Raw genomic sequence first — 22,003 nt, 5'->3', positions numbered from 1 at the left:
AATGATTAGTTTAGAACTTTTATTAGCCTCAGCAATTGGCCTACTCACTGCCACCGGGATCTATCTGATTCTGCGGGCACGTACCTTTCCGGTGGTCCTCGGACTGGCCATGATTGGTTATGCAGTGAACCTGTTTTTATTTGCCATGGGCCGTATTCAGATGAATTCACCTGCAGTACTCACCGAAGCCACGCAGGTCACCGATCCTTTACCTCAGGCCTTGGTTTTAACCGCAATTGTAATCGGTTTTGCCACCACCGCCTTTATTGTACAGCTGGCCTTACGTAGCCGTTATGAATCAGGAACAGATCACGTTGATTCCAAAGAAGAGATACCGCAACATGACCCACGTGAGGATGAGCCGTAATGACTGATCTTCTCAACTTCTTGAATCAACACACCCCTATTTTCAGTATTCTTTTACCGGCTTTTACTGCCTTTATTCTAGTACTGTTGGGTAACCCGGGTTCCGGTTCTCTGATTACCGACTGGCGTCAGCCTTGGCGTCGTGGCGTGAGTCATATTTCGACCCTATTGGGTTTGATTATGGCGATTGGCTATCTGATCAATAGCAGCCAAGGGCAAATTAGTGTCTACACTTTAAGTGAATGGGCCGCCCCTTTTGGTATTGTGCTGGTCCTGGACCAGCTCTCTGCCTTGATGCTGGTACTGACCTATACACTCGCTTTGCCAATCGTTTGGTATGCCAGCAAAGAATGGGATATTCGCGGGCGTTATTTCCATGCCATGGTCCATTTTCTATTAATGGGGCTTAGTGGTGCCTTCCTGACCGGTGACTTGTTTAACCTGTTCGTGTTCTTCGAGATCCTGTTAATGGCATCCTATGTCCTGCTTTTGCATGGGCAAGGCAAGGCACGCTTTCAGCTCGGTGTGCATTATGTGGCTATTAACCTGCTTGCTTCTGCCATGTTCCTGATCGGACTCGGGATGATTTATGGCAGTGTCGGCAGCCTGAATATGGCTGATGTTGCTCGTCTGATGCCAACTTTGGCAGGCGATGAACATAAGCTGGCCGTTGCAGGCGGATTGATGCTATTTGTGGTGTTCGGGATCAAGGCAGCCATGTTACCGGTAGGCCTGTGGCTTCCTAAAACGTATGCTGTTGCCACTACTCCAGTGGCTGCCCTGTTTACCATCATGACCAAAGTCGGGATCTACGCGATTATCCGCGTCAATGGCACCGTATTTGATGATGAATACAGCCATCAGATCCTGATGAACTGTCTGCTGGCCATTGGTGTGATTACATCACTCTATGGTGCATTCGGTGCCATTGGGACTGAACGTCTACGCCGTTTTGTCGGCTTTATGATCCTGTCTTCAGTCGGCACCATTCTGATTGCGATTGCCATGAACAGTACCCAAGCCTGGGCAGGTGCCTTGTATTATATGGTGCACAGTACCCTGATTGGCGCAGCGTTTTATATCCTGTGTGGCTGGATTACTTCACAACGCGGTGAATTTAAAGATCACTTTAAAATTGCACCACAGATGAAACAGAATACTTTGGTTTCTATTGTGTATTTCATCATTGCCTTGATGATGGCCGGCTTGCCACCTTTCAGTGGCTTCTTCGGTAAAGTGTTTATCCTGCAAGCTTCAGGACAGTCTGAGCATCAAATGCTGATTATCTTTACGGTTCTACTGGTCAGCTTACTGAGTATTCTAGCTTTTACCCGGGTCGGTTTTATTCTGTTCTGGCGTTCAAGCCGACCGGAACAGGATGAAAATTCTGAAGAATTCAGCAAATATGAAGCCTTACCCAGCAAGGCACCGGCACGAAATGACCGGGTCATTTATCTGTTATTGCTCAGTCTGACAGCCTATGTTGTTTTTGCTGCACCGATTTATCAATATAATTATCAGACCGCAGCACAGATTAAGACCAATCCGATTTATGAAGCAGCATTATTAAAACGTGATGCTGAAGGTAAGTTCATCAGTGTACAGCCATTTGATCCGGGTTATTTACCAGAAACCAAATACGGTGGTGAAACGCCTGATCCAAATGCGCATCTGATTCCTTATGTCATTTCAGAAAACACCTTAAATGGCGACCATATTTCTGAATTTAAACAGCGTCAGATTGATAAACAGTATATTGAACAGAACAAATACGACGACAATCAACTTAAACCGGCGGAGGGACTTTAATGGCTAAATCATTACTTCAACGCTGGTTCCCTCATCCTTTCGTTTCCGTGATTGTGGCGATGAGCTGGGTCATGCTGGCCCATAATATGGAAGCCGGCACAATGCTCATGGCACTATTTCTGGCCATCTTGATTCCGCGAATGGTCGCCCCTTTCATTGATTACACGCCGAATATCCGGTGGATCCCGGCGATGCGCCTGTTTTGGATCGTTGTTTGGGACATCATTGTCGCAAACATTAAGGTAGCGATTCTGGTGCTGGGACCGACCAAAAATCTGCATCCCAAATGGTTTCGGGTACCGCTGGATACCGAACATGAAGAAGTGAATACGTTGCTGGCAATGATTATTACCACGACACCAGGTACAGTCTCTGCGGGGATTGATCAGGACCGTGGCGATATTCTGGTGCATGCCTTAAGTACGGATGATGAAGAGGCTGAAATTGAAACCATCAAACAGCGCTATGAACAACCTTTGATTAAAATTTTTAGCGCACAATCAGGAGCTGAAGCATGACTATTCTGCCTTATGCATTGCTGATTTGTCTGGGTGCTGTCACGATCTCCATGTTGCTGTGTCTGATCCGGCTGGTCATGGGCCCTTCAATCGTTGACCGTCTGCTGGCACTGGACACCCTATTTTTAAATGCAACCTGTCTGGTGGTGATTCTGGGAATTTACTGGAGCAGCACTTTCATGTTTGAAGGTGCCTTACTGGTGGCCATGCTGGGTTTTGTCTCTACCGCTGCCCTTGCCCGCTATTTCACCACTGGCCATGTCATCGACTAGGAGTTTTTAAATGCCTTTGATTTTAGAAATACTAGTTTCGATTTTTTTATTGATTGGCGCGTTCTTTATGCTGGTGGGTGGTATTGGAATGATACGTCTACCTGACCTGTTTATGCGTCTGCATGCACCGACTAAATCCAGTACCCTAGGCTTGGGAAGCTTTCTGATCGCTTCTATTATTTTTTCGGCTATCTATGGTCGTTTAGGGTTTGCTGAAGTACTGATTACCCTGTTTGCCTTCATTACTGCACCGGTATCTGCCAACCTGATGGCGCAAGCGGCCTTGCATTTACGTTTGCGCTCGATGAGTGGTGAAGTGCCAGAAACACTAGAACGTCCATTGCCTTGGCAGAAAACCCGCCGTCGTGCATTTTATGAAAAGAAAATGAATGACCAGGATTCAAAGTAATAGTTAGCCAGTTTTACTTAAAAAGTTTAGCAATAAAAAAGCCACCCTAAGGTGGCTTTTTTATTGAGCTTTATAAAAGCTTATTCTTCATCTTTCTTGTCTTCAGCAGGAGGTAAATCCTTCACTGCTTCAGCAATCAGACCAAACATATAGTTACCATATGCATTGGTTTTGTCATAATGGAAACGTAGACGAGGCGTAATACGTGTCTTGATCCGACGGCCCAGTTCATGGCGCAGGAACCCAGATGCCTTATTCAGGACATCCAGCGTTTCTTTATTTGCCGCTTCACTTTGCTCATCACCAAGTTCACGACCCATTACTGTGACATAAACTTCAGCATATCCTAAGTCTGGGCTCACCTTCACGGCTGAGATGGTCACCAGACCACCCAGACGTGGATCTTTCAGCTCCTGACGGATCAGTTCGGACAACTCGCGTTGTACCGTATCCGCCATACGCTTCAGACGTTGACTACCCGCCATTAAAGACTCCGTTTAATCAATTGCACATCATACACTTCGATCTTGTCGAGAGGTTTGATGTCTTTATAGCCTTTCACCGCAAGACCACATTCCATACCGGCACGAACTTCTTCCACCACTTCTTTATAGCGACGAAGAGATTCTAGCTCGCCCTGGAAGATCACCACGTCATCACGTAATACGCGAATCGGTTTGTTACGGTGTAATACGCCTTCAAGTACCATACAGCCTGCTGCAGCACCAAATTTGCTTGAATGGAACACTTCACGTACTTGAGCAACACCCAAGATGGTTTCACGGTGTTCAGGAGCCAGCTTACCGCTCATCGCTGCTTTCACGTCATCAATCAATTGATAGATCACTGAGTAGTAACGAATGTCGATACTGTCTGCATCTGCTTTTTGACGTGCAGTATTGTCGGCACGTACGTTAAAGCCAAGAAGAACCGCTTCTGAAGATTCAGCAAGCGTTACGTCAGATTCAGTAATCGCACCAACACCAGAACCGATGATACGTACTTTTACTTCATCCGTTGAAAGCTCAGCCAATGCAACATGCAGAGCTTCCAATGTACCGCGTACATCAGTTTTTAATACCACATTGACGATCGGCACATCTTTTTTGCCCATAGACGCCATGATGTTTTCAAGACGCATTGCAGATTGACGTTCAAGACGTTTTTGACGTTCACGATCCATACGCGCATCGGCAACTTCACGTGCTTTCTTCTCGTCATTCACAACAAGAACTTCGTCACCTGCCATCGGCGCTTCTGGAAGACCCAGAATTTCAACTGGAATCGAAGGACCTGCAGACTTGATACGTTTACCGTTTTCATCGGTCATGGCACGAACGCGGCCATAAGATGAACCAGCAAGTACCAGGTCACCCACTTTCAGCGTACCGTTTTGAACCAGAATAGAAGTCACTGCACCGCGGCCTTTATCAACACGCGCTTCAATCACAACACCTTGTGCCGCACCTTCTTCAGACGCCTTCAATTCAAGCAATTCAGACTGAATTAAAATCAGGTCAAGAAGTTCATCAATACCGGCACCAGTATGTGCAGATACTTTCGCTACAGGAACGTCACCGCCCCATTCTTCAGGTACGATTTCTTTGGTGGTCAATTCGTTCAATACACGATCTGGATCAGCTGAGTCTTTATCCATCTTGTTGATTGCAACAATGATTGGCGTACCCGCTGCACGTGCGTGATCGATTGCTTCTGCAGTTTGTGGCATCACGCCATCATCTGCTGCAACAACCAGAACTACGATATCAGTCGCTTTGGCACCACGTGAACGCATTGCAGTAAACGCTGCGTGTCCCGGAGTATCAAGGAATGTGATAATACCTTTATCAGTCGTTACATGGTAAGCACCGATATGCTGGGTAATACCACCTGCTTCGCCTTGCGCCACTTTGGCACGACGGATACGGTCTAGAAGCGATGTTTTACCATGGTCAACGTGACCCATGATAGTCACAACTGGCGCACGAGTGGTTTGCGCACCACGAGCTTCTTCAGCCTGTTCAAGCAGGTTATCTTCAACTGCAGTTTCAGAAACCAGTACTGGGTTATGGCCCATTTCTTCAACCACAAGAGCCGCGATTTCCTGATCGATCGCCTGGTTTTGAGTAACCAGTTCACCCATTTTCATCAGTGACTTGATCACTTCACGAACCTTAACTGCCATTTTCGCAGCCAGGTCAGCAACGACAATCGTTTCACCGATTTCAACGTCATAAACCTGTTTTTTCACTGGTTTTTCAAAACCATGCTTGTTCGCTTGGCTAGATTTCAAACCACGTTTGTGTGAGTTATCACGGAAAGACTGCTCTTCACCACGACGACCACCTTTTTTCGGTGAACGTGTATTTGAAGTGTTAGTACCACGTTTAATTTCGCGGTCTTCTTTCGCAAATGAGTCTTCATATGCCTGGCCAACCAGACCAGCAGCAAGTGGAGAATCATCAATCACACGAATAGTTGCAGTGGTATCTTCAGAAGAATACTTCGACGCCATCTTGCGCATTTGCTCAAGGGTGCGTTGTTGTGCTTCTTCAGCTGCCTTGCGACGTGCTGCTTCTTCAGCTGCTTTTAATTGAGCGGCTTGAGCTTCACGCGCTTTTTTCTGTTCTGCTGTTTCAACTTGTTTAACCGCTGCTTTCACAATCGGCTTGTTAGTTGATTTGCGTTTTACCACAACAGCTGCTTTAGGTGTTTCCTGTTTCTCAGTTTCTTGTTTCTGAGCTGCACGCATTGCTTCTAGGGCTTTGCTTGCATTGTTTGTACCTGATTTAGGTGCATCAGCAGGTTTTTTAGCTGGAGCTGACTTCTGTTCAGCTTCTGCTTTCGCTTGCTGTTCAGCTTGAGCCTTCGCTAAAGCTTCTGCTTTAATTTGTTCCGGGTCTGGCTTGACGAATGTATGTTTCTTGCGAACTTCTACATTAATCGTTTTCGCCTTACCTGAAGTACTTGCCACTTTAGCAGTACTGGTCGTTTTACGTTTCAACGTGATTTGTCCTGCATGGCCATCCGAACCTTGTGTCTTTTTCACATGATTCATTAAGCGGTCTTGTTGTTCGGTGGTAATAATATCGTCAGCTTTACGCTGTGGTAAACCTGCCTCACGAACCTGCTCTAGGAGCTTATCAACATGGCGACCCACGCTGAGTGCTAACTCTTTAATCGACTTGTCCGTCATATACTACCTCCTAGTTAAACCATGATTCGCGCGCTTTCATAATAAGTTGACCGGCCTTCTCAGCACCGAGACCTTCGATATCTTCGATATCATCAGTCGCTTGGTCAGCTAAGTCATCTACGGTTACCACACCACGAGCTGCGAGAGCTTGCGCGATCTCTGCTGTCATGCCTTCCATTGCAACAAGTTCTTCACTTGGCGCTTGTACGTTTTCTTGCTGTTGTAATGCATCAGCAAGTGCAATTTCTTTCGCACGGCTTTGCAGTAGTTCAACCAGTTCCGCATCCAGTTCGATTTCATCAAACGTTTCTGGCGGTACGTAAGCAATTTCTTCAAGCGAGGTGAAGCCCATTTCTACCAACGCCATCGCCAAATCTTCAGCAATATCCAGACGTGTAACAAACATGTCCAGGTATTTTTGTGCTTCGCTTTGCTGACGTGCGTAGTACTCTTCTTCCAACATCATGTCCAGCTTATAGCCAGTCAGTTCAGATGCCAGACGAACGTTTTGACCTTGTGAACCAATTGCACGAGCTAGCTGATCACTAGTCGCGAAAATGATGTCTGCAGTACGTGCATCTTCATCGATCACAATACTAGATACATCTGCTGGTTCTAATGCGCTTGCGATATATTGCGCAGGATCATCCGACCAAACTACCACATCAATACGCTCGCCATTGAGCTCTTGCTGTACAGCCTGGATACGTGTACCACGCATACCAATACAAGCACCCACCGGATCAATACGGTGGTCGTTGGTTTTCACTGCAATTTTAGCACGAACACCCGGTTGACGAGCTGCGGCCTTAATTTCAATGATTTCTTCAGAAATTTCAGGAATTTCTTTTTTCATCAATGCAATCAGCATTTCCGGTTTAGCACGTGACAACAATAATTGTGCACCACGGCCTTCACGGTTAACGCTATATAGAATCGCATTTACGCGTTGTTTCGGACGAAGGATTTCCTTCGGAATCATCTCTTCACGTGCCAGATACGCTTCTGCGTTGTCACCCAAGTCAATGATAAAGCCATCTTTGGTTTGTTTTTTCACTTCACCATAGATCAGCTCACCGACTTTAGATTCATAAGCATCAGCAACCAGTGCACGTTCTGCTTCACGGATCTTCTGTACAATCACCTGTTTCGCGATCTGGGCAGCAATACGACCGAAATCGATTGATTCTACTTCCAGTTCACGGATATCGCCAATCGACCATTGTGCCGGATCAACATCAGAGATCGCATCCTGACAGGCAGGCATTTCATGATCTTCATCAGCCACTACTTCCCATTGACGGAAAGTACGATAATCCCCAGTTTTACGGTCAATTTCTACACGAAGACGAGCTTCTTCCGAGTGAGTCCCCTCGTAGAATTTCTTCTTAGTCGCTGCAACCAAAGCTTGTTCTAGCGCTTCAAAAATTGCTTCACGACTTACACCTTTTTCGTTACTAACCGTTTCAACGACGGTAAGAATTTCACGTGCCATAAGTCACCTATTCGTTCAGATTCTTATTAATTGAATTAATCTTGATAGACCAAGTTTGCTTTATCGATATTGTGACTGTCGATATCCAAAATCTGTTGCTTTTCTACTTCAACTTGAATCATTTCATTTTCAAGGTCGACTGCAACCAGTTTTGCCTGGAATTTACGACGGTTATCGACGGCACTGATCAAACGCAGCGCAACCGTTTGTCCGATATAATGAGCCATCTGCTCCAGCTGGAAGAATGGACGATCCCAACCTGGTGAAGACACTTCAAGCGAATATTCACCTGAGATTGGATCATGTACATCCAGGATCGCGCCGACTTGCTGTGTGACACGTACACAGTCCTGAACCCCAATACCACGACCCTGCTCTTCTTCGCCATCTTCATTGACAACAGGTGCTGCATTTTCATCGACCGGTTTGTCGATATAGATCCGTAATAATGAACGTTTGCCTTGTGGCAGGAATTCAATCCCCCACAGATTTACATCACAGGCTTCAACTGCTGGTGCAATCAAGTCCTGAAGTGCTTGAGTTTTATTTGATAGCTTCATTTACTCTCGTCATCTGGTGCGATTTTATGATCTATTTGACCACTACAAACCAATACAAACTATAGTAGTAGTGAAACATGGAGATTTGACCAAATATTGTCGACACTACACGATAGCCAATAAAAAAGGGCGTAAATCGCCCCAATTAATGCACAATTTGAACTTTTTTCAAATCCCACTGTGCAAAAAGGCCCACCATAGTTGTGAGCCTCTTTTAAGAAACTTGGTAGCGGGAGCTGGATTTGAACCAACGACCTTCGGGTTATGAGCCCGACGAGCTACCAGACTGCTCCATCCCGCATCAACGTGCAAAAATTATATACAAAAGATGCGAACTTTTCAATCACAACCACATCATTCTGCATATTTGTTATCTGTTACTGAAAAATTGGTAGCGGGAGCTGGATTTGAACCAACGACCTTCGGGTTATGAGCCCGACGAGCTACCAGACTGCTCCATCCCGCATCAGCATACAAATAACATTCAGCTTAATATTTTACACTAAACTGCCTTTAAAGTTTGCAGCTTTAAAGGATTGGTAGCGGGGGCTGGATTTGAACCAACGACCTTCGGGTTATGAGCCCGACGAGCTACCAGACTGCTCCACCCCGCAACAACATGCAAATAATTCTTCTCAACTTAAATCAGATTTAAGCTGCCTTTTAAAAGTTTGCGTCTTTAAAAAAGGATTGATTGGTAGCGGGAGCTGGATTTGAACCAACGACCTTCGGGTTATGAGCCCGACGAGCTACCAGACTGCTCCATCCCGCATCAACAGAAGTTTTTTTAGCTGCATACACCAACTTATATTCTGGATTATAAGTTGGTGCGGAAGGGGGGACTTGAACCCCCACGCCCGAAAGCACTACCACCTCAAGGTAGCGTGTCTACCAATTCCACCACCACCGCAGCTGTGACGCATTCTAGTCGCATCACTGAAAAAAAGAAAGGTTTAATTAAAATTATTCGGTCGTTTGTGGTGCAGTTGGTGAAGTTTCAACCGGTTGCGCAGGCGCAGTTGGTGCTGATTGAATTGACGATAAACTGTACGCATTCGTGGTTTGTTTCTTGGCAAGAATCGCCAAAGTAATACTGGTCACAAAGAACAATGCGGTAAAAACTGCCGTCAAACGGGTCATGAAATTACCCGAACCTGAGGCACCAAAGATCGTTGCCGCACCGCCGCCGCCAAATGATGCACCTGCATCCGCACCTTTACCATGCTGAACTAAAATCAAGACAATCATCAAAATCGCTAAGATAATATGTACTACCAGCACAAAAGTTTGCATGCTGAACTCCTAATTATTGTGTATTTGCAAATGCTTGAGCAATTTGATGGAACGACTCAGCATTGAGTGATGCACCACCCACCAATGCCCCGTTAATGTCAGGGCAGGCTGCTAACTCTACTGCATTTTCCGGTTTTACACTACCACCATATAAGATTGCCATAGTCGCAGCATAACCTGTAATCTGGCTCAAACCCTGACGGATCTGGGCATGCATGGCCTGCGCATCTTCTGGAGAAGCTGTTTTACCGGTACCAATGGCCCAGATTGGCTCATAAGCAATCACAATATTTTTCCACTGTTCATCTTCTACCACAGTCGCGATATCGCAAATCTGTTGGAGAACCACCGCTTCTGCCTGCCCTGCTTCACGCTGTTCCAGACTTTCGCCCACACAGTAAATTACGGTTAAACCGGCATTTAAGGCATTCTTGATTTTAGTATTTAAAATCTGTGAACTTTCAGCAAAAATTTCACGACGTTCAGAGTGCCCAATCAATACATAGTGAATCTGGCTATCAGCCAATAATTCAGCACTCACTTCCCCAGTATAAGCGCCTGTCCCTGAAATACGTGATACATCTTGTGCTACGGTATATACAGGACGATTAGCTGAAGCAAATGCAGTTTGAATTTGAGTTAAGGCAAGGGTTGTCGGCGCCACACCCAAATGACATTTCTCTGTTGAAACTGGTGCAGACTCAAGCAAGTCTTTTAAATTCTGAACCAAAGCTTGGGCATCTGCCTGCATTGGATTCATTTTCCAGTTGCCCACCACCCAAGGGGTAATCGTCGAAACCGACATAAATAACCTATTTCACTGACATATCTTGAATTGGGCACATTCTACACGGAATTGTAAAATTTAAAGAATAGTTTTATTCATCCTATTTCTCAGTTTAGACTATTCAAAATGGTTATTTTTTGTTATCACTGAAAAAAATGCCCGGTTCTTCCGACCAGTTCAAGCTTTTACTGAATATCACGAAGATTGCAGCATTCTCAGCTATGGTATTTTTGTATAACAAACGTATAATTTTAGAATAGCAAATTAAAAAAATTGAATTGATAGGCATTTGAAGCATGACAGCATTGCAGGGGTCACCAAGATTTACGGGGTTTATTCGTCGCCTGGTCGATGAAGGGGTATTATCAGCTGAAGATATGCGGACTGCTTTAGCCAATGCCAAACAGGAAAAAACAGATATCGTGGCCTATTTGGTCAGTCATCATAATCTTTCCCCTACTACCATTGCTGAAACGATCTCAGTAGAATTTGGTGAGCCTCTATTTGATATTGGTGCTTATGATCCGGGACAAATCCTGCGTGAAGATATTGATGAAAAGCTGATTACCAAGCATCGTATTCTGCCAATTTATAAGAACTCCAATGTTCTGTATATTGCCACGAGCAATCCAACCAATATCGAAGCAACGGATGCCATCCGCTTTGCGACTAAACTGAATATCGAAACTGTTATTGTTGAACACAATAAACTTGAAAAACTGATTGAGCAAAACTTTACTGAAGAAAGTACTTTCGATTTTGATGATGATTTCGATCTGGATGTAAATGTCGATACAGCCGATCCGACTCAAGAAGAAGACGAAAAAGACAAGGGTGAAGAAGCCCCTATTGTTAAATATATTAATAAGTTACTGATTGATGCTATTCGTATGGGCGCTTCGGATCTCCATTTTGAACCTTATGAAAAAATGTATCGGGTGCGCTATCGTGTCGATGGGGTTTTACGTCAGATTGCAACCCCGCCCCTACAACTGGCAAACCGTTTGGCGTCGCGTTTGAAAGTCATGTCGCAGATGGACATTTCTGAGAAACGCGTGCCTCAAGACGGCCGTATTAAATTAAAGCTCTCAAAAAACAAAGCCATCGACTTCCGTGTTAACTCGCTCCCTACCCTGTTTGGCGAAAAACTGGTTCTACGTATTTTAGATCCGTCTAGTGCCATGCTGGGAATTGATGCTTTAGGTTATGAACCTGAGCAGAAAGAGTTATTCATGGAAGCCTTAGATAAACCGCAAGGGATGTTACTGATTACCGGTCCTACTGGTTCCGGTAAAACCGTATCGCTTTATACGGGCTTAAACATTTTAAACCGTGAAGATACCAATATTTCTACTGCGGAAGACCCAGTCGAGATTAACCTGCAAGGGATTAATCAGGTGAACGTCAATAATAAAGTTGGCCTGACGTTTGCAGCTGCTTTAAAATCCTTTCTGCGTCAGGATCCTGATATTGTCATGGTCGGTGAGATCCGTGATCTGGAAACAGCTGAAATTGCAATCAAAGCAGCGCAAACAGGTCATATGGTGATGTCAACTCTGCACACCAACAGTGCTCCGGAAACTTTGACCCGTTTACGTAATATGGGCGTACCTTCTTTCAATATCGCGACTTCAGTCAATCTGGTGATTGCGCAGCGTCTGGCCCGTCGCTTGTGTTCACAATGTAAAAAACCGGCTGACATTCCAAAGCAAAGCTTACTGGAGATGGGCTTTACCGAAGCAGATTTACAAAGCCCTGAATTTCAGATTTATGAGCCAGTCGGCTGTAATGAATGTCGTGAAGGTTATAAGGGCCGGGTCGGTATTTATGAAGTTATGAAGGTAACACCTGAGATTTCAAGAATTATTATGGAAGATGGCAATGCCATTGAAATTGCTGAAGCTTCCGCACGTGCAGGATTTAACAATTTACGCCGATCAGGGTTAGTGAAGGTTATGCAGGGGGTGACTTCTTTACAGGAAGTCAATCGTGTAACCAGCGAATGATCGTGCTGAATATAAAATAAGGATAAAGCTATGGCAGCAGTAAAAAAAGGCCAGATGACACCGATCTTCAGTTATGAAGGGGTTGATCGCAAAGGCGCCAAGATCAAGGGGGAATTGCCGGCACGAAATATGGCCTTGGCAAAAGTGAACTTGCGCAAACAAGGCATTACGATCAAAACCATCCGGGAAAAGAAAAAAAATATTCTCGAAGGTTTGATGAAGAAAAAAGTTTCCACGCTGGATATCACCATCTTCACCCGTCAGTTAGCCACCATGATGAAAGCCGGGGTGCCTTTAGTACAAGGCTTTGAAATTGTTGCAGAAGGTTTAGAAAATCCATCTATGCGCGAGGTTGTGCTTGGAATTAAAGGCGAAGTTGAAGGGGGAAATACTTTTGCGGGAGCATTACGAAAATACCCACAATATTTCGATAATCTATTCTGCTCTTTGGTCGAATCTGGCGAGCAATCTGGTGCTCTGGAAACCATGCTGGATCGTGTCGCGATTTATAAAGAAAAAAGTGAGCTTTTAAAGCAAAAAATTAAAAAAGCCATGAAATATCCAGCTACAGTAATTGTAGTAGCTGTGATCGTAACAATTATTCTGATGGTGAAAGTAGTCCCTGTATTCCAGGACTTATTCTCTTCATTTGGTGCTGACTTACCTGCATTTACCCAAATGGTCGTAAATATGTCTAACTGGATGCAGGCATACTGGTTTCTGTTAATTCTCGGGATTGGTGTTGTGATTACGGCCTTTCTTGAAGCAAAAAAACGTAGTAAAAAATTCCGTGATTTGCTTGATAAAGCCGCACTCAAAGCCCCCATCTTTGGTGACCTGGTCTATAAAGCGATTATTGCTCGTTATAGCCGCACTCTCGCCACCACTTTTGCTGCCGGTGTGCCATTAATTGATGCGCTTGAATCGACTGCTGGTGCGACCAATAACGTAGTCTATGAAGAGGCAGTATTAAGAATCAAGGAAGACGTAGCAACCGGTCAACAGCTTCAATTTGCCATGCGTGTCACCGATAAATTCCCTTCTATGGCCGTACAGATGGTCGCAATTGGTGAAGAATCTGGTGCATTGGATGCCATGCTGGATAAAGTTGCAACCCATTATGAAAACGAAGTCGACAATGCGGTCGACGGTTTAACCTCGATGATGGAACCCTTGATTATGGCAATTCTCGGTGTCCTTGTCGGCGGCCTGGTGGTGGCCATGTATCTTCCAATCTTCCAAATGGGCTCCGTGGTTTAATGCAAGATTTTATTTCATATTTCAGTCAAAACCCAACTGCGCTTTATCTCGCAGTTGGGCTTTTTAGTCTTTGTATTGGTAGCTTTTTAAACGTTGTCATTTACCGTACCCCTAAAATGATGGAACAGGAATGGCGTACAGATTGCCAGCTGTTTTTGCATCCAGACCAGCCCATCATTGATGAGAACAAAATTACTTTAAGCAAACCAGTTTCCACCTGCCCGAAATGTCAGACTCCTATTCGCTGGTATCAGAACATTCCGGTGATTAGCTGGATCTTATTACGTGGTAAATGTGGTAACTGTCAGAATCCAATCAGTATCCGCTATCCATTTATTGAACTTCTCACAGCTGCTTGTGCACTGATAGTGCTGGCAATATTTGGACCTACAGTACAGATGCTGTTTGGGCTGGTTTTTACCTATATCCTGATTGCCCTCACCTTTATTGATTTCGATACCCAGTTATTACCCGATCGCTATACCCTGCCGCTGGCTGCACTCGGCCTGGGCATTAATAGTTATGCGATTTATACTACCCCTGATTCTGCCATCTGGGGCTATATCATTGGATTCTTATGCTTGTGGGTGGTGTACTATCTGTTTAAGCTGGTGACTGGCAAGGAAGGTATGGGCTATGGAGATTTCAAATTACTAGCTGCCTTAGGTGCCTGGATGGGGCCTATGCTCCTACCACTCATTGTATTATTGTCATCATTGGTGGGCGCGATTATTGGGATTATTCTGCTTAAAGTCCGTAAAGAAAATCAGCCCTTTGCCTTTGGCCCTTATATTGCCATTGCCGGCTGGATTGCCTTTTTATGGGGTGAGCAGATCATGAAAATCTATTTAGGTCAGTAAAGTGAAATTTGTACTCGGTTTAACTGGTGGAATTGGTAGTGGCAAGTCTGCTGCCAGCCAATGGTTTGAAGCTCAAGGGATTGCTGTCGTAGATGCGGATATTGTCGCCCGTGAAGTCGTTGATATCGGTCAACCAGCCCTACAGCAGATTCAGCAAGCTTTCGGCGATTGGGTTTTGCTTGAGGATGGTTCATTGAATCGCCGTGCTTTACGTGAACATATTTTCCAGTCTCCAGAAGCACGCAAAACGCTGGAAAATATCACTCACCCTGCTATTCGCACTTCAATTATTCAACAGTTGCATGCAGCACAAAGTCCTTATGCGATTTTAGTTTCTCCTTTATTGTTTGAAACAAATCAGCATGAACTGACACAACATACGTTATTAATTGATGCTGCTATTGAACTGCAAATTCAACGGGCTTCACAGCGTGATGGACAAAATATGGAGCAAATTCAGAAGATCATTGCCGCACAAATGCCACGTGAACAAAAGTGTGCTATGGCTAATGATATTGTACTGAATGATGGTGAGCTGGAACATCTTTATGCCCATCTCACGCCATTACATGAAAAATATCTTCAAATGGCTGCTCAAAATAATTAATCCAAACCTATTTAAAACTAAAATAAAAAGCAGCCTTGTTAGGACTGCTTTTTTTGTTCTTCCAGTTTTTGACTCAAGCTATCTTGATGCATCAACCAACGCCAAGGCTGTATGGCACCAATTGCCATACCTACTAAACCAGAGACAATCGCGAGACTTAGACGTTCATCTAGAAGCGGCACAGCCAGTATGGCAGCAATAAATGGTGCGAGAGTCACGATACTACCCGCTTTAAATGCACCTAAACGCTTAATCGCTTCCACATAAGTTAGTGTCGCTACAATCACCACAAAAACACCGTGAAAGAGTACCTGGGAAGCCATTTGCCAAGGTTCAGCAGCATCCAGATGTTTGGGGAAGAATAGCAGATAAATTGGCACATAAACGATGGCTGACCAGATCGCTACACTGGCCATAGAATGCCAAGCAGATAGCTTCCATTGACGTAGCAGTACAGTGAATACACCCCACCACATTGCACTGATGAAAAATAGCAGATCGCCTAATCCCAAGGCCACACCGGACTCTCGGAACATCAGCCAACTCATACTGCCAATCGCAAGCAGCATAATCACCATACTGATCCAGGTATGTCGGTCAAACCCCTGTTTAAATAACACAAAAGCAGCCACTGCGGTACAAAGTGGAATACAGCCATTTAGAAATACGGCAGCATGAGCTGCAGGTGCATAATGGAAAGCAGTATAAGCAGTCAGGCAATACCCTACCCCGCCAATCATGGCTAAGAGAAAGGATTCCTTACTCCACAAAAAGGCTGTGTCCTTTTTATAAATCAGGACTGGCATCAGAATCAGAAAAGCCAATAGAAAACGTAATCCCACCAGATCCCAGGCACTAATCCCCCACTGGGCACTTAAGCGCGTGCTTAAGGTAAAACCTCCCCAAATACACATGGTAATTAAGACAAAGGCATAACCTTGCGTTCGGGGAGACATAGACTTCTTCTTTAACAGTATTTAGGTAAATAATAAAAAGGACTTAAGCTTGACGCTGACGACAGGCTTCATAAAGAGCCATCCCTGTTGCCACGCTCACATTCAGACTTTGCAGATTTCCTGCCATCGGAATATAAACCGTCTGGTCACATTGGCTTTGGGTAATTGGACGCAAACCGGTATCTTCCGCACCCATCACCACGCATACACCTGTACCAGTAAAATCAAATTTCTGGATAGGTAAAGCTTTTTCATCCAGCATCGTACCAACCACACGTACATTAAATTCATCTTTGATTTGACCCAAAGTACGCGCCAGATTGGTCACCTGAATAAACTTCACTTTTTCTGCACCACCTGCTGCCACTTTACGTGCAGTCGGCGTCAGGCTTGCTGAACGGTCACGCGGTACAATCACAGCCGCTACACCCATCGCTGCGGCAGTACGAATACAAGCACCCAGGTTATGTGGATCAGTTACCTGATCGAGTGCTAATAGAAGTACTTGAGAATCTTGTTTCAATAGATCTTCCAGATCCTTTTCATTTAAGGTTGGATGCGGGCGAACTGCCGCTACAACGCCTTGGTGAAAAGGCAAACCAGCCAGTTTTTCCAGCTTGTCACGACTAGCCTGCTGGACACTAATGCCAAAAGGCTCAGCCAATTCCAGCACACGTTTCAGGCGCTGATCATCACGGCCTTTCAGGGTAAAAAGAGTCAAGACACGTTCAGGCTCAAGCTCCAGCAGTGATTCTACTGAATGGACGCCATAATAATACTCAGGTTTAGCCATGAACGACCTCGAAAATAAATTGGGAAATAGGCAGCAAAAGAAAAATCCTGCAAAGCCAACTTCACAGGATTCTGTATTAAGCTTAGTTTAACCGATTCAGAACAAAATTTCTTGATCGGTTACAGCTCATCTGTAGGTCTGTTTAGCCTTCAAAATGGCAAACATAGTCCAGCACATCATCAGTTTCGATTTTGAAACGGCTATTGCCTGGCACATAGAACGACTGACCAGCACGGAACAGTTCTTTTTCTTCGCTGTCAGCGATTTGCACACGGCATTCACCTGAGATGATTTCCATACGCTCAGGCACATGTGTTTCAAAAGTTAATGCATTTTCTGAAGGTAAAATTACCCCTAAGGTTTTTTTAGTGCCATCTTCAAATTGCACCACATGGCTAATGCATAACCCGCCAAAATACACATTCGATTTTTTAAGTACTGATACATGATCAAACTGAGCTGACATGCCATTTCTCCAGATAAAGCATTTTGTAATATTTTGATTGCTGTAGTTTAAATGTGCACCCGCAACTAATCAATCGAAGTTTATCGGACTTGAATGAAATTATTGGTGCCCCCTGCTTGCCTTGATTTGAGCCTGTTTAAGTGATTTCGGCAGATCCTGGAAAATGCCGTGATTTTTCCCGTCATTTATAAGCAAAATATATTCCGACCTGATTTAATTTAACTTTCAAGCATGTCAGAAAAATGAAAATATCTTTTGCAACTTCAGTGGCCTGATCTTGGTTCCTGTGACACAACATTCAAATAAGCGTGTATTAATCCCTGAAATTTAAGATAGAATGAAATCGATTTATCCTGATTTATAATAACAGCCGCGTTGCTAGACTGAAGCAACTGACATGCTATTTCATTCAAACTTTTCGCAGCCCGGATGCGTTTATGCTGACACATTTAACTCTGATCAATTTTGCTTTGGCCGAGCATCTTGCTATTGATATTGATAAAGGTTTTAACGTTCTTACTGGTGAAACCGGTGCAGGTAAATCCCTGTTACTGGATGCTCTGTCTGCCTGTCTGGGGGAGCGAACCGATACCAATTATGTGCGTTATGGCACCGAAAAAGCGGATGTAACAGCAACCTTTAGTTATCAGGAAGACAGCCCTGAAGCGAGCTGGTTAAAAGAGCATGAACTGGATGATGAGTCGGGGGAGATTCATTTACGCCGGGTGATCTTTGCCACTGGCCGCAGTAAGGCCTGGATCAATGGTCGTCCCAGTAGTCTGTCTGAACTGAAAGAAATTGGCCGACTACTGGTTCAGCTTTATAGCCAGCATAGTCAGCAGCAACTTCTAGAACCACCTTATCCCAAACACTGGCTGGATCGCTATAGCAATTTTTATGCACCAGCTCAGGAAGTACGTGACGCTTATAGCACCTGGCATAAAAATATTCGCCAGCATCAGGCCGCGCTGGATGCACAAGCAACCCGTAAGCAACGTATGGAAACTCTGGAGCTGCAACTTGAAGAACTGGAAGAAGTCGTCCAGACGGATTATCAGGAAATTGAGCAGGAATTTGACCGCCTTTCACATCATGAAGCCATCATGCAGGATTGTGTCTATAGCCTGAATGGCCTGGATGAAGGTGAACAGAATATTTCGCAGGAACTGGCTTCAATTTTACGCCGTATGGAATCGCATGCCGGTCGTAGCGAGCAGCTTTCCCAGATTTATACCTCTTTACTGAATGCCCAAAGCGAACTCGAAGATGCGACGGCGACCTTACGCCAGTTTATGGATCGGCAAAGCTTTGATCCAGAGCGTATGGAAGAACTGAATTCCAAACTGGAAGTATTTCACCGTTTAGCACGCAAATACCGCACCCAGCCAGAATTGCTGAAAGAAGAATATGAGGCCTGGCAGACTGAACTTGAACAATTGCATCAGCTAGAAGACCCAGAAACTCTGGCTGAACAGGTCGAGGTCTCTTATCAGGAGTTTCTAAGCAAAGCTCAACATCTGGACCAGATTCGCCGTGATGCAGCCGAACCGCTGGCGAAAAAACTGACCGAACAGGTGAAACAGCTTGCCCTACCTGAAGCGCATTTTGAATTTAAATTTGAGCCTTTGGAACATCCATCAAGTGAAGGTTTGAGTTTTATTCAGCTTCTGTTTACTGCCAACAAGGGCATACCAGCACAACCTCTGGCACGCGTGGCTTCAGGCGGTGAATTATCCCGTATCGCCTTGGTGATGCAGGTGATGAATGCAGAAAAAACCGAAGCTGAAGTATTGGTCTTTGATGAAATCGACGTCGGGATCAGTGGCGGAACTGCGGAAATCGTGGGTCGCTTATTGGCTGATCTGGCACAGCATGTACAAATTCTTTGTATTACCCATCAGGCGCAGGTGGCTGCACAGTCCGACCAGCATTTATTAGTGAAAAAACGCCAGACTGATCCGGCCAGCAGTACCATTATTAATTTGGAAGAAAGTGAAATTGTACAGGAACTTGCACGTATGACGGGTGGCGTGGAAATTAATGAAACCACCTTGCAGCATGCACGTCAGTTAAGACAGTTAAAGTTTCAGCAAGCATAAATCATGCTTAATAAAAATCCCTGACTATTGCAGGGATTTTTTTATGAACAGCTTTTAGTTTAAAACAACTTATAAAAAATAAAGCACTCCGCTTTAAATATAAAATTTAATATTTTCTTCTATTTAACTCGAATCGCGGATAAAAAATTGACTTAAAAAATAAGAGGACTAGAGCCATCAGTTGAGTTACCACACAAAACTTAAAACTCTAGTCCCGATGTTTAATAGTACCGAATTATTTTGCGTAATTGATGATTTCTTTCTTAAATTTGAAGCAACCTACTGGAATTTCCTTAAACAAAGTCGTCGTTTCTCCAGAGTCCGAACCGCTCACTTGAGTATCTCAGAAATCACTTTTATCGCGATCTGGTATAAATGTTCTCATTTCACTAATTTCAAAGCATTTTTCACATGGTTGAAACAGGATAAAAATCATTTATTTAAAAGCTTACCCTGTTACCAACGGATGATTCATCTGATTAATAGACATCAATTAGCTCTACACGCTTTACATTGTGTGCATATCAACTGATCCATAAAAATAAGCCAACAATTCAAATTATGAAGTCATCGGCTTAAGCAGGATTCGGGTTATTTAATTATTTAGTTTGATTATTAAACAATTAAAAATATATAAACTTATTCCTTCTTAAATTTATTTTATATTCTTAGTCGATAATAAATAAGCCCGAGAATTTACCATTCAATAAAATAAAACTAATTTTATTGATTTATTGAAAAAATAAAAAAAATACCTATTTGTAGTTTTTTTATACCCAGTATCTACAAAGCTAAGTTGTCAGTGATACATTTTTGTGGGATAAGTAAATAAAGGAATAGACAATTTGCAAATTGAAAATCCAGTCTTTTGCCCTGATAAATCATCTACCACGATCACAAACGATATAGACTTTTGGAGAGCCGCTCAGGTGACTAAACAATATCTGACTCATCGTTGTCTGATTGCGCCACCCCATGCAAGTGACGATTTTTTTGCGCATACGGTCATTTATTTGGCCCGTCATGATGAAGATGGTGCTCAAGGGATCATTATTAACCGCCCTGCTGGTATTCAAATTAAAGAATTGCTGAATGATCTGGATATTGAGGCGGATAATGTCAATCCCCATGAAGTGTTGCAAGGTGGACCTTTGCGACCTGAGGCTGGTTTTGTTCTGCATACCGGTCAGCCGACCTGGCATTCCTCTATTGCTGTGGGTGAAAATGTTTGTATTACCACATCTAAAGATATTCTGGATGCGATTGCGCATAATGAAGGTGTAGGCCGCTATCAGATCGCATTGGGTTATGCGAGCTGGGGCAAACATCAGCTTGAAGAAGAGATTGCCCGGGGTGACTGGCTAATCTGTGAATCCGATATGGACCTGATTTTTAACTTACCTTATAACGACCGCTGGGATGCTGCCTATAAAAAAATGGGCGTAGACCGAACCTGGTTATCTTCCGAGATTGGACATGCCTGATGTAAACGCGCCAAACACTATTATGGCGTTTGATTTTGGTACACAGAAAATGGGAATGGCAGTCGGCCAATCCCTGATTGAAAGTGCCAATCCCCTCCCTTTATTCCCCATGAAAGATGGGATCCCGAACTGGGATGAGTTACTGAAAATCGTAAAAAGCCATCAGCCAGGCTTATTTTTAGTGGGACTGCCACTGAATATGGATGATAGTGAATCTGAACTGTCGACACGGGCACGTAAATTTGCCCGCCGTTTACGTCATCAGACCAATATTGAAACCTTGATGGTGGATGAACGCCTGACCACTCGTGAAGCACGGGATGAACTAGATCATTATCAGGCACAAGGTCGTGGCAAAAAATTGTCTGCGGATAGTATTGCTGCTGCCCTCTTGATTGAAAGCTGGTATCGGCATCCGGCTGGACTGCAACCTTAACTTTCTTTTAAATATCAGTAATAGCATCTTTCGAGATGCTATTTTTTTTGAATTAAAGAATCTCTTTTTTAACCCGAATCCTGCTTAAGCCGATGACTTCATAATTTGAATTGTTGGCTTATTTTTATGGATCAGTTGATATGCACACAAGGACGCGTAAATCCCTCCTAGAAATCCATGAACACTACGTGCTTTGCTTGTCACTAAATTGTACTGACCTTTCAATAAACTGAATAAAGTCTCTATCTTATTGCGCTGTTTTAAGTGATATTTATCTGACTCAGAAAGTTGTATAGCCTGCATATTTTTTCGATGATAGGTAATTAAATCA

Annotated in this window: 21 protein-coding genes, 5 tRNA genes and 2 pseudogenes; 13 read left to right on the top strand and 15 right to left on the bottom strand. The window is 44.0% G+C overall.

The features are described 5' to 3' along the window. The first annotated feature begins 1 nt into the window (after position 1). From FTU00_RS06585 to FTU00_RS06565, 5 genes are read left to right on the top strand one after another with little or no spacing between them, the layout of a single operon-like run. Complete coding sequence (locus tag FTU00_RS06585) at positions 2-367, top strand: Na+/H+ antiporter subunit C (RefSeq protein WP_004787185.1); 366 nt, start codon at positions 2-4, stop codon at positions 365-367. Then, positions 367-2,175 carry a monovalent cation/H+ antiporter subunit D gene (locus tag FTU00_RS06580; RefSeq protein ID WP_179992190.1) on the top strand — a complete coding sequence of 603 codons (1,809 nt, stop codon included), beginning with the start codon at positions 367-369 and terminating at the stop codon, positions 2,173-2,175. The genes FTU00_RS06585 and FTU00_RS06580 overlap by 1 nt, the downstream gene beginning before the upstream one ends. Beyond that, positions 2,175-2,693: a Na+/H+ antiporter subunit E gene (locus FTU00_RS06575; RefSeq protein ID WP_180179373.1), complete on the top strand. Its 519-nt coding sequence runs from the start codon at positions 2,175-2,177 to the stop codon at positions 2,691-2,693. The genes FTU00_RS06580 and FTU00_RS06575 overlap by 1 nt, the downstream gene beginning before the upstream one ends. After that, complete coding sequence (locus FTU00_RS06570; RefSeq protein ID WP_004787192.1) at positions 2,690-2,965, top strand: monovalent cation/H+ antiporter subunit F; 276 nt, start codon at positions 2,690-2,692, stop codon at positions 2,963-2,965. Before FTU00_RS06575 ends, FTU00_RS06570 begins: the two co-directional genes overlap by 4 nt. A 10-nt stretch (positions 2,966-2,975) precedes the next feature. After that, entirely contained in the window at positions 2,976-3,374 is a 399-nt protein-coding gene (locus FTU00_RS06565; RefSeq protein WP_005233541.1) for a Na+/H+ antiporter subunit G, read from the top strand. Positions 3,375-3,454: 80 nt separating this feature from the next. Here FTU00_RS06565 and FTU00_RS06560 read toward each other — a convergent pair whose 3' ends face one another. The 11 genes from FTU00_RS06560 to tpiA form a co-directional block, all read right to left on the bottom strand. Beyond that, entirely contained in the window at positions 3,455-3,859 is a 405-nt protein-coding gene (locus FTU00_RS06560) for a ribosome-binding factor A (protein WP_054580942.1), read from the bottom strand. After that, on the bottom strand, positions 3,859-6,570 hold the full coding sequence (infB, locus tag FTU00_RS06555) for a translation initiation factor IF-2 (RefSeq protein WP_180011351.1): 2,712 nt from the start codon (positions 6,568-6,570) through the stop codon (positions 3,859-3,861). Before infB ends, FTU00_RS06560 begins: the two co-directional genes overlap by 1 nt. A 10-nt stretch (positions 6,571-6,580) precedes the next feature. Then, positions 6,581-8,065 carry a transcription termination factor NusA gene (gene nusA, locus FTU00_RS06550; RefSeq protein WP_004787201.1) on the bottom strand — a complete coding sequence of 495 codons (1,485 nt, stop codon included), beginning with the start codon at positions 8,063-8,065 and terminating at the stop codon, positions 6,581-6,583. 35 nt (positions 8,066-8,100) lie between these two features. Further along, positions 8,101-8,625, bottom strand: a complete 525-nt coding sequence (gene rimP / locus FTU00_RS06545; RefSeq protein ID WP_179992192.1) for a ribosome maturation factor RimP — start codon at positions 8,623-8,625, stop codon at positions 8,101-8,103. 224 nt (positions 8,626-8,849) lie between these two features. Beyond that, a tRNA-Met gene (locus tag FTU00_RS06540) sits at positions 8,850-8,926 on the bottom strand. A gap of 88 nt (positions 8,927-9,014) precedes the next feature. Next, a tRNA-Met gene (locus FTU00_RS06535) sits at positions 9,015-9,091 on the bottom strand. Between the two features lie 71 nt (positions 9,092-9,162). After that, positions 9,163-9,239, bottom strand: a tRNA-Met gene (locus FTU00_RS06530). A gap of 81 nt (positions 9,240-9,320) precedes the next feature. Further along, positions 9,321-9,397 (bottom strand) — tRNA-Met (locus FTU00_RS06525). A gap of 53 nt (positions 9,398-9,450) precedes the next feature. After that, positions 9,451-9,535, bottom strand: a tRNA-Leu gene (locus FTU00_RS06520). Between the two features lie 53 nt (positions 9,536-9,588). Further along, entirely contained in the window at positions 9,589-9,918 is a 330-nt protein-coding gene (gene secG, locus FTU00_RS06515) for a preprotein translocase subunit SecG (protein WP_159122712.1), read from the bottom strand. A gap of 13 nt (positions 9,919-9,931) precedes the next feature. Continuing rightward, positions 9,932-10,723, bottom strand: coding sequence for a triose-phosphate isomerase (tpiA, locus tag FTU00_RS06510; RefSeq protein ID WP_180033709.1), 792 nt, complete (start codon positions 10,721-10,723; stop codon positions 9,932-9,934). 278 nt (positions 10,724-11,001) lie between these two features. Here tpiA and pilB point away from each other — a divergent pair, with 278 nt between their 5' ends. The 4 genes from pilB to coaE are packed head-to-tail and all read left to right on the top strand — an operon-like array spanning position 11,002 to position 15,438. Then, the gene (gene pilB / locus FTU00_RS06505; RefSeq protein ID WP_180179372.1) at positions 11,002-12,711 is read left to right on the top strand and encodes a type IV-A pilus assembly ATPase PilB; all 1,710 of its coding nucleotides are present in this window, start codon (positions 11,002-11,004) and stop codon (positions 12,709-12,711) included. Positions 12,712-12,741: 30 nt separating this feature from the next. After that, the gene (locus FTU00_RS06500; RefSeq protein WP_180179371.1) at positions 12,742-13,971 is read left to right on the top strand and encodes a type II secretion system F family protein; all 1,230 of its coding nucleotides are present in this window, start codon (positions 12,742-12,744) and stop codon (positions 13,969-13,971) included. Then, entirely contained in the window at positions 13,971-14,831 is an 861-nt protein-coding gene (locus FTU00_RS06495) for an A24 family peptidase (RefSeq protein ID WP_180179370.1), read from the top strand. The genes FTU00_RS06500 and FTU00_RS06495 overlap by 1 nt, the downstream gene beginning before the upstream one ends. 1 nt (position 14,832) lies before the next feature. Next, the gene (coaE, locus tag FTU00_RS06490) at positions 14,833-15,438 is read left to right on the top strand and encodes a dephospho-CoA kinase (RefSeq protein WP_180179369.1); all 606 of its coding nucleotides are present in this window, start codon (positions 14,833-14,835) and stop codon (positions 15,436-15,438) included. Positions 15,439-15,476: 38 nt separating this feature from the next. Here coaE and FTU00_RS06485 read toward each other — a convergent pair whose 3' ends face one another. The 3 genes from FTU00_RS06485 to FTU00_RS06475 all read right to left on the bottom strand — a co-directional run bounded on the left by FTU00_RS06485 (position 15,477) and on the right by FTU00_RS06475 (position 17,653). Then, positions 15,477-16,394: a DMT family transporter gene (locus FTU00_RS06485; protein WP_180179368.1), complete on the bottom strand. Its 918-nt coding sequence runs from the start codon at positions 16,392-16,394 to the stop codon at positions 15,477-15,479. Between the two features lie 43 nt (positions 16,395-16,437). Next, positions 16,438-17,187: a 23S rRNA (guanosine(2251)-2'-O)-methyltransferase RlmB gene (rlmB, locus tag FTU00_RS06480; protein WP_005233526.1), complete on the bottom strand. Its 750-nt coding sequence runs from the start codon at positions 17,185-17,187 to the stop codon at positions 16,438-16,440. Between the two features lie 142 nt (positions 17,188-17,329). Beyond that, positions 17,330-17,653: a pyrimidine/purine nucleoside phosphorylase gene (locus FTU00_RS06475; RefSeq protein WP_004787221.1), complete on the bottom strand. Its 324-nt coding sequence runs from the start codon at positions 17,651-17,653 to the stop codon at positions 17,330-17,332. Between the two features lie 437 nt (positions 17,654-18,090). Here FTU00_RS06475 and recN point away from each other — a divergent pair, with 437 nt between their 5' ends. The 4 genes and pseudogenes from recN to ruvX all read left to right on the top strand — a co-directional run bounded on the left by recN (position 18,091) and on the right by ruvX (position 21,672). After that, the gene (recN, locus tag FTU00_RS06470; protein ID WP_180002783.1) at positions 18,091-19,752 is read left to right on the top strand and encodes a DNA repair protein RecN; all 1,662 of its coding nucleotides are present in this window, start codon (positions 18,091-18,093) and stop codon (positions 19,750-19,752) included. A 217-nt stretch (positions 19,753-19,969) separates the two neighbouring features. Next, positions 19,970-20,266: pseudogene (locus tag FTU00_RS06465) on the top strand (IS982 family transposase); the annotation flags it as partial. Positions 20,267-20,681: 415 nt separating this feature from the next. Next, entirely contained in the window at positions 20,682-21,236 is a 555-nt protein-coding gene (locus FTU00_RS06460; RefSeq protein WP_004787233.1) for a YqgE/AlgH family protein, read from the top strand. Then, positions 21,229-21,672, top strand: coding sequence for a Holliday junction resolvase RuvX (ruvX, locus tag FTU00_RS06455; protein ID WP_034705889.1), 444 nt, complete (start codon positions 21,229-21,231; stop codon positions 21,670-21,672). Before FTU00_RS06460 ends, ruvX begins: the two co-directional genes overlap by 8 nt. Before the next feature lie 84 nt (positions 21,673-21,756). On the opposite strand, the pseudogene FTU00_RS06450 reads toward ruvX, so the two are convergent. Further along, a pseudogene (locus FTU00_RS06450) lies at positions 21,757-22,003 on the bottom strand (IS982 family transposase); the annotation flags it as partial.

Origin of the sequence: Acinetobacter sp. YH12041 (assembly GCF_013419975.1) — a bacterium.
Taxonomy (GTDB): Bacteria; Pseudomonadota; Gammaproteobacteria; order Pseudomonadales; family Moraxellaceae; genus Acinetobacter.
The sequence above is the reverse complement of the archived record's forward strand: the minus strand, read 5'-3'. Positions and strand labels throughout refer to the sequence as shown.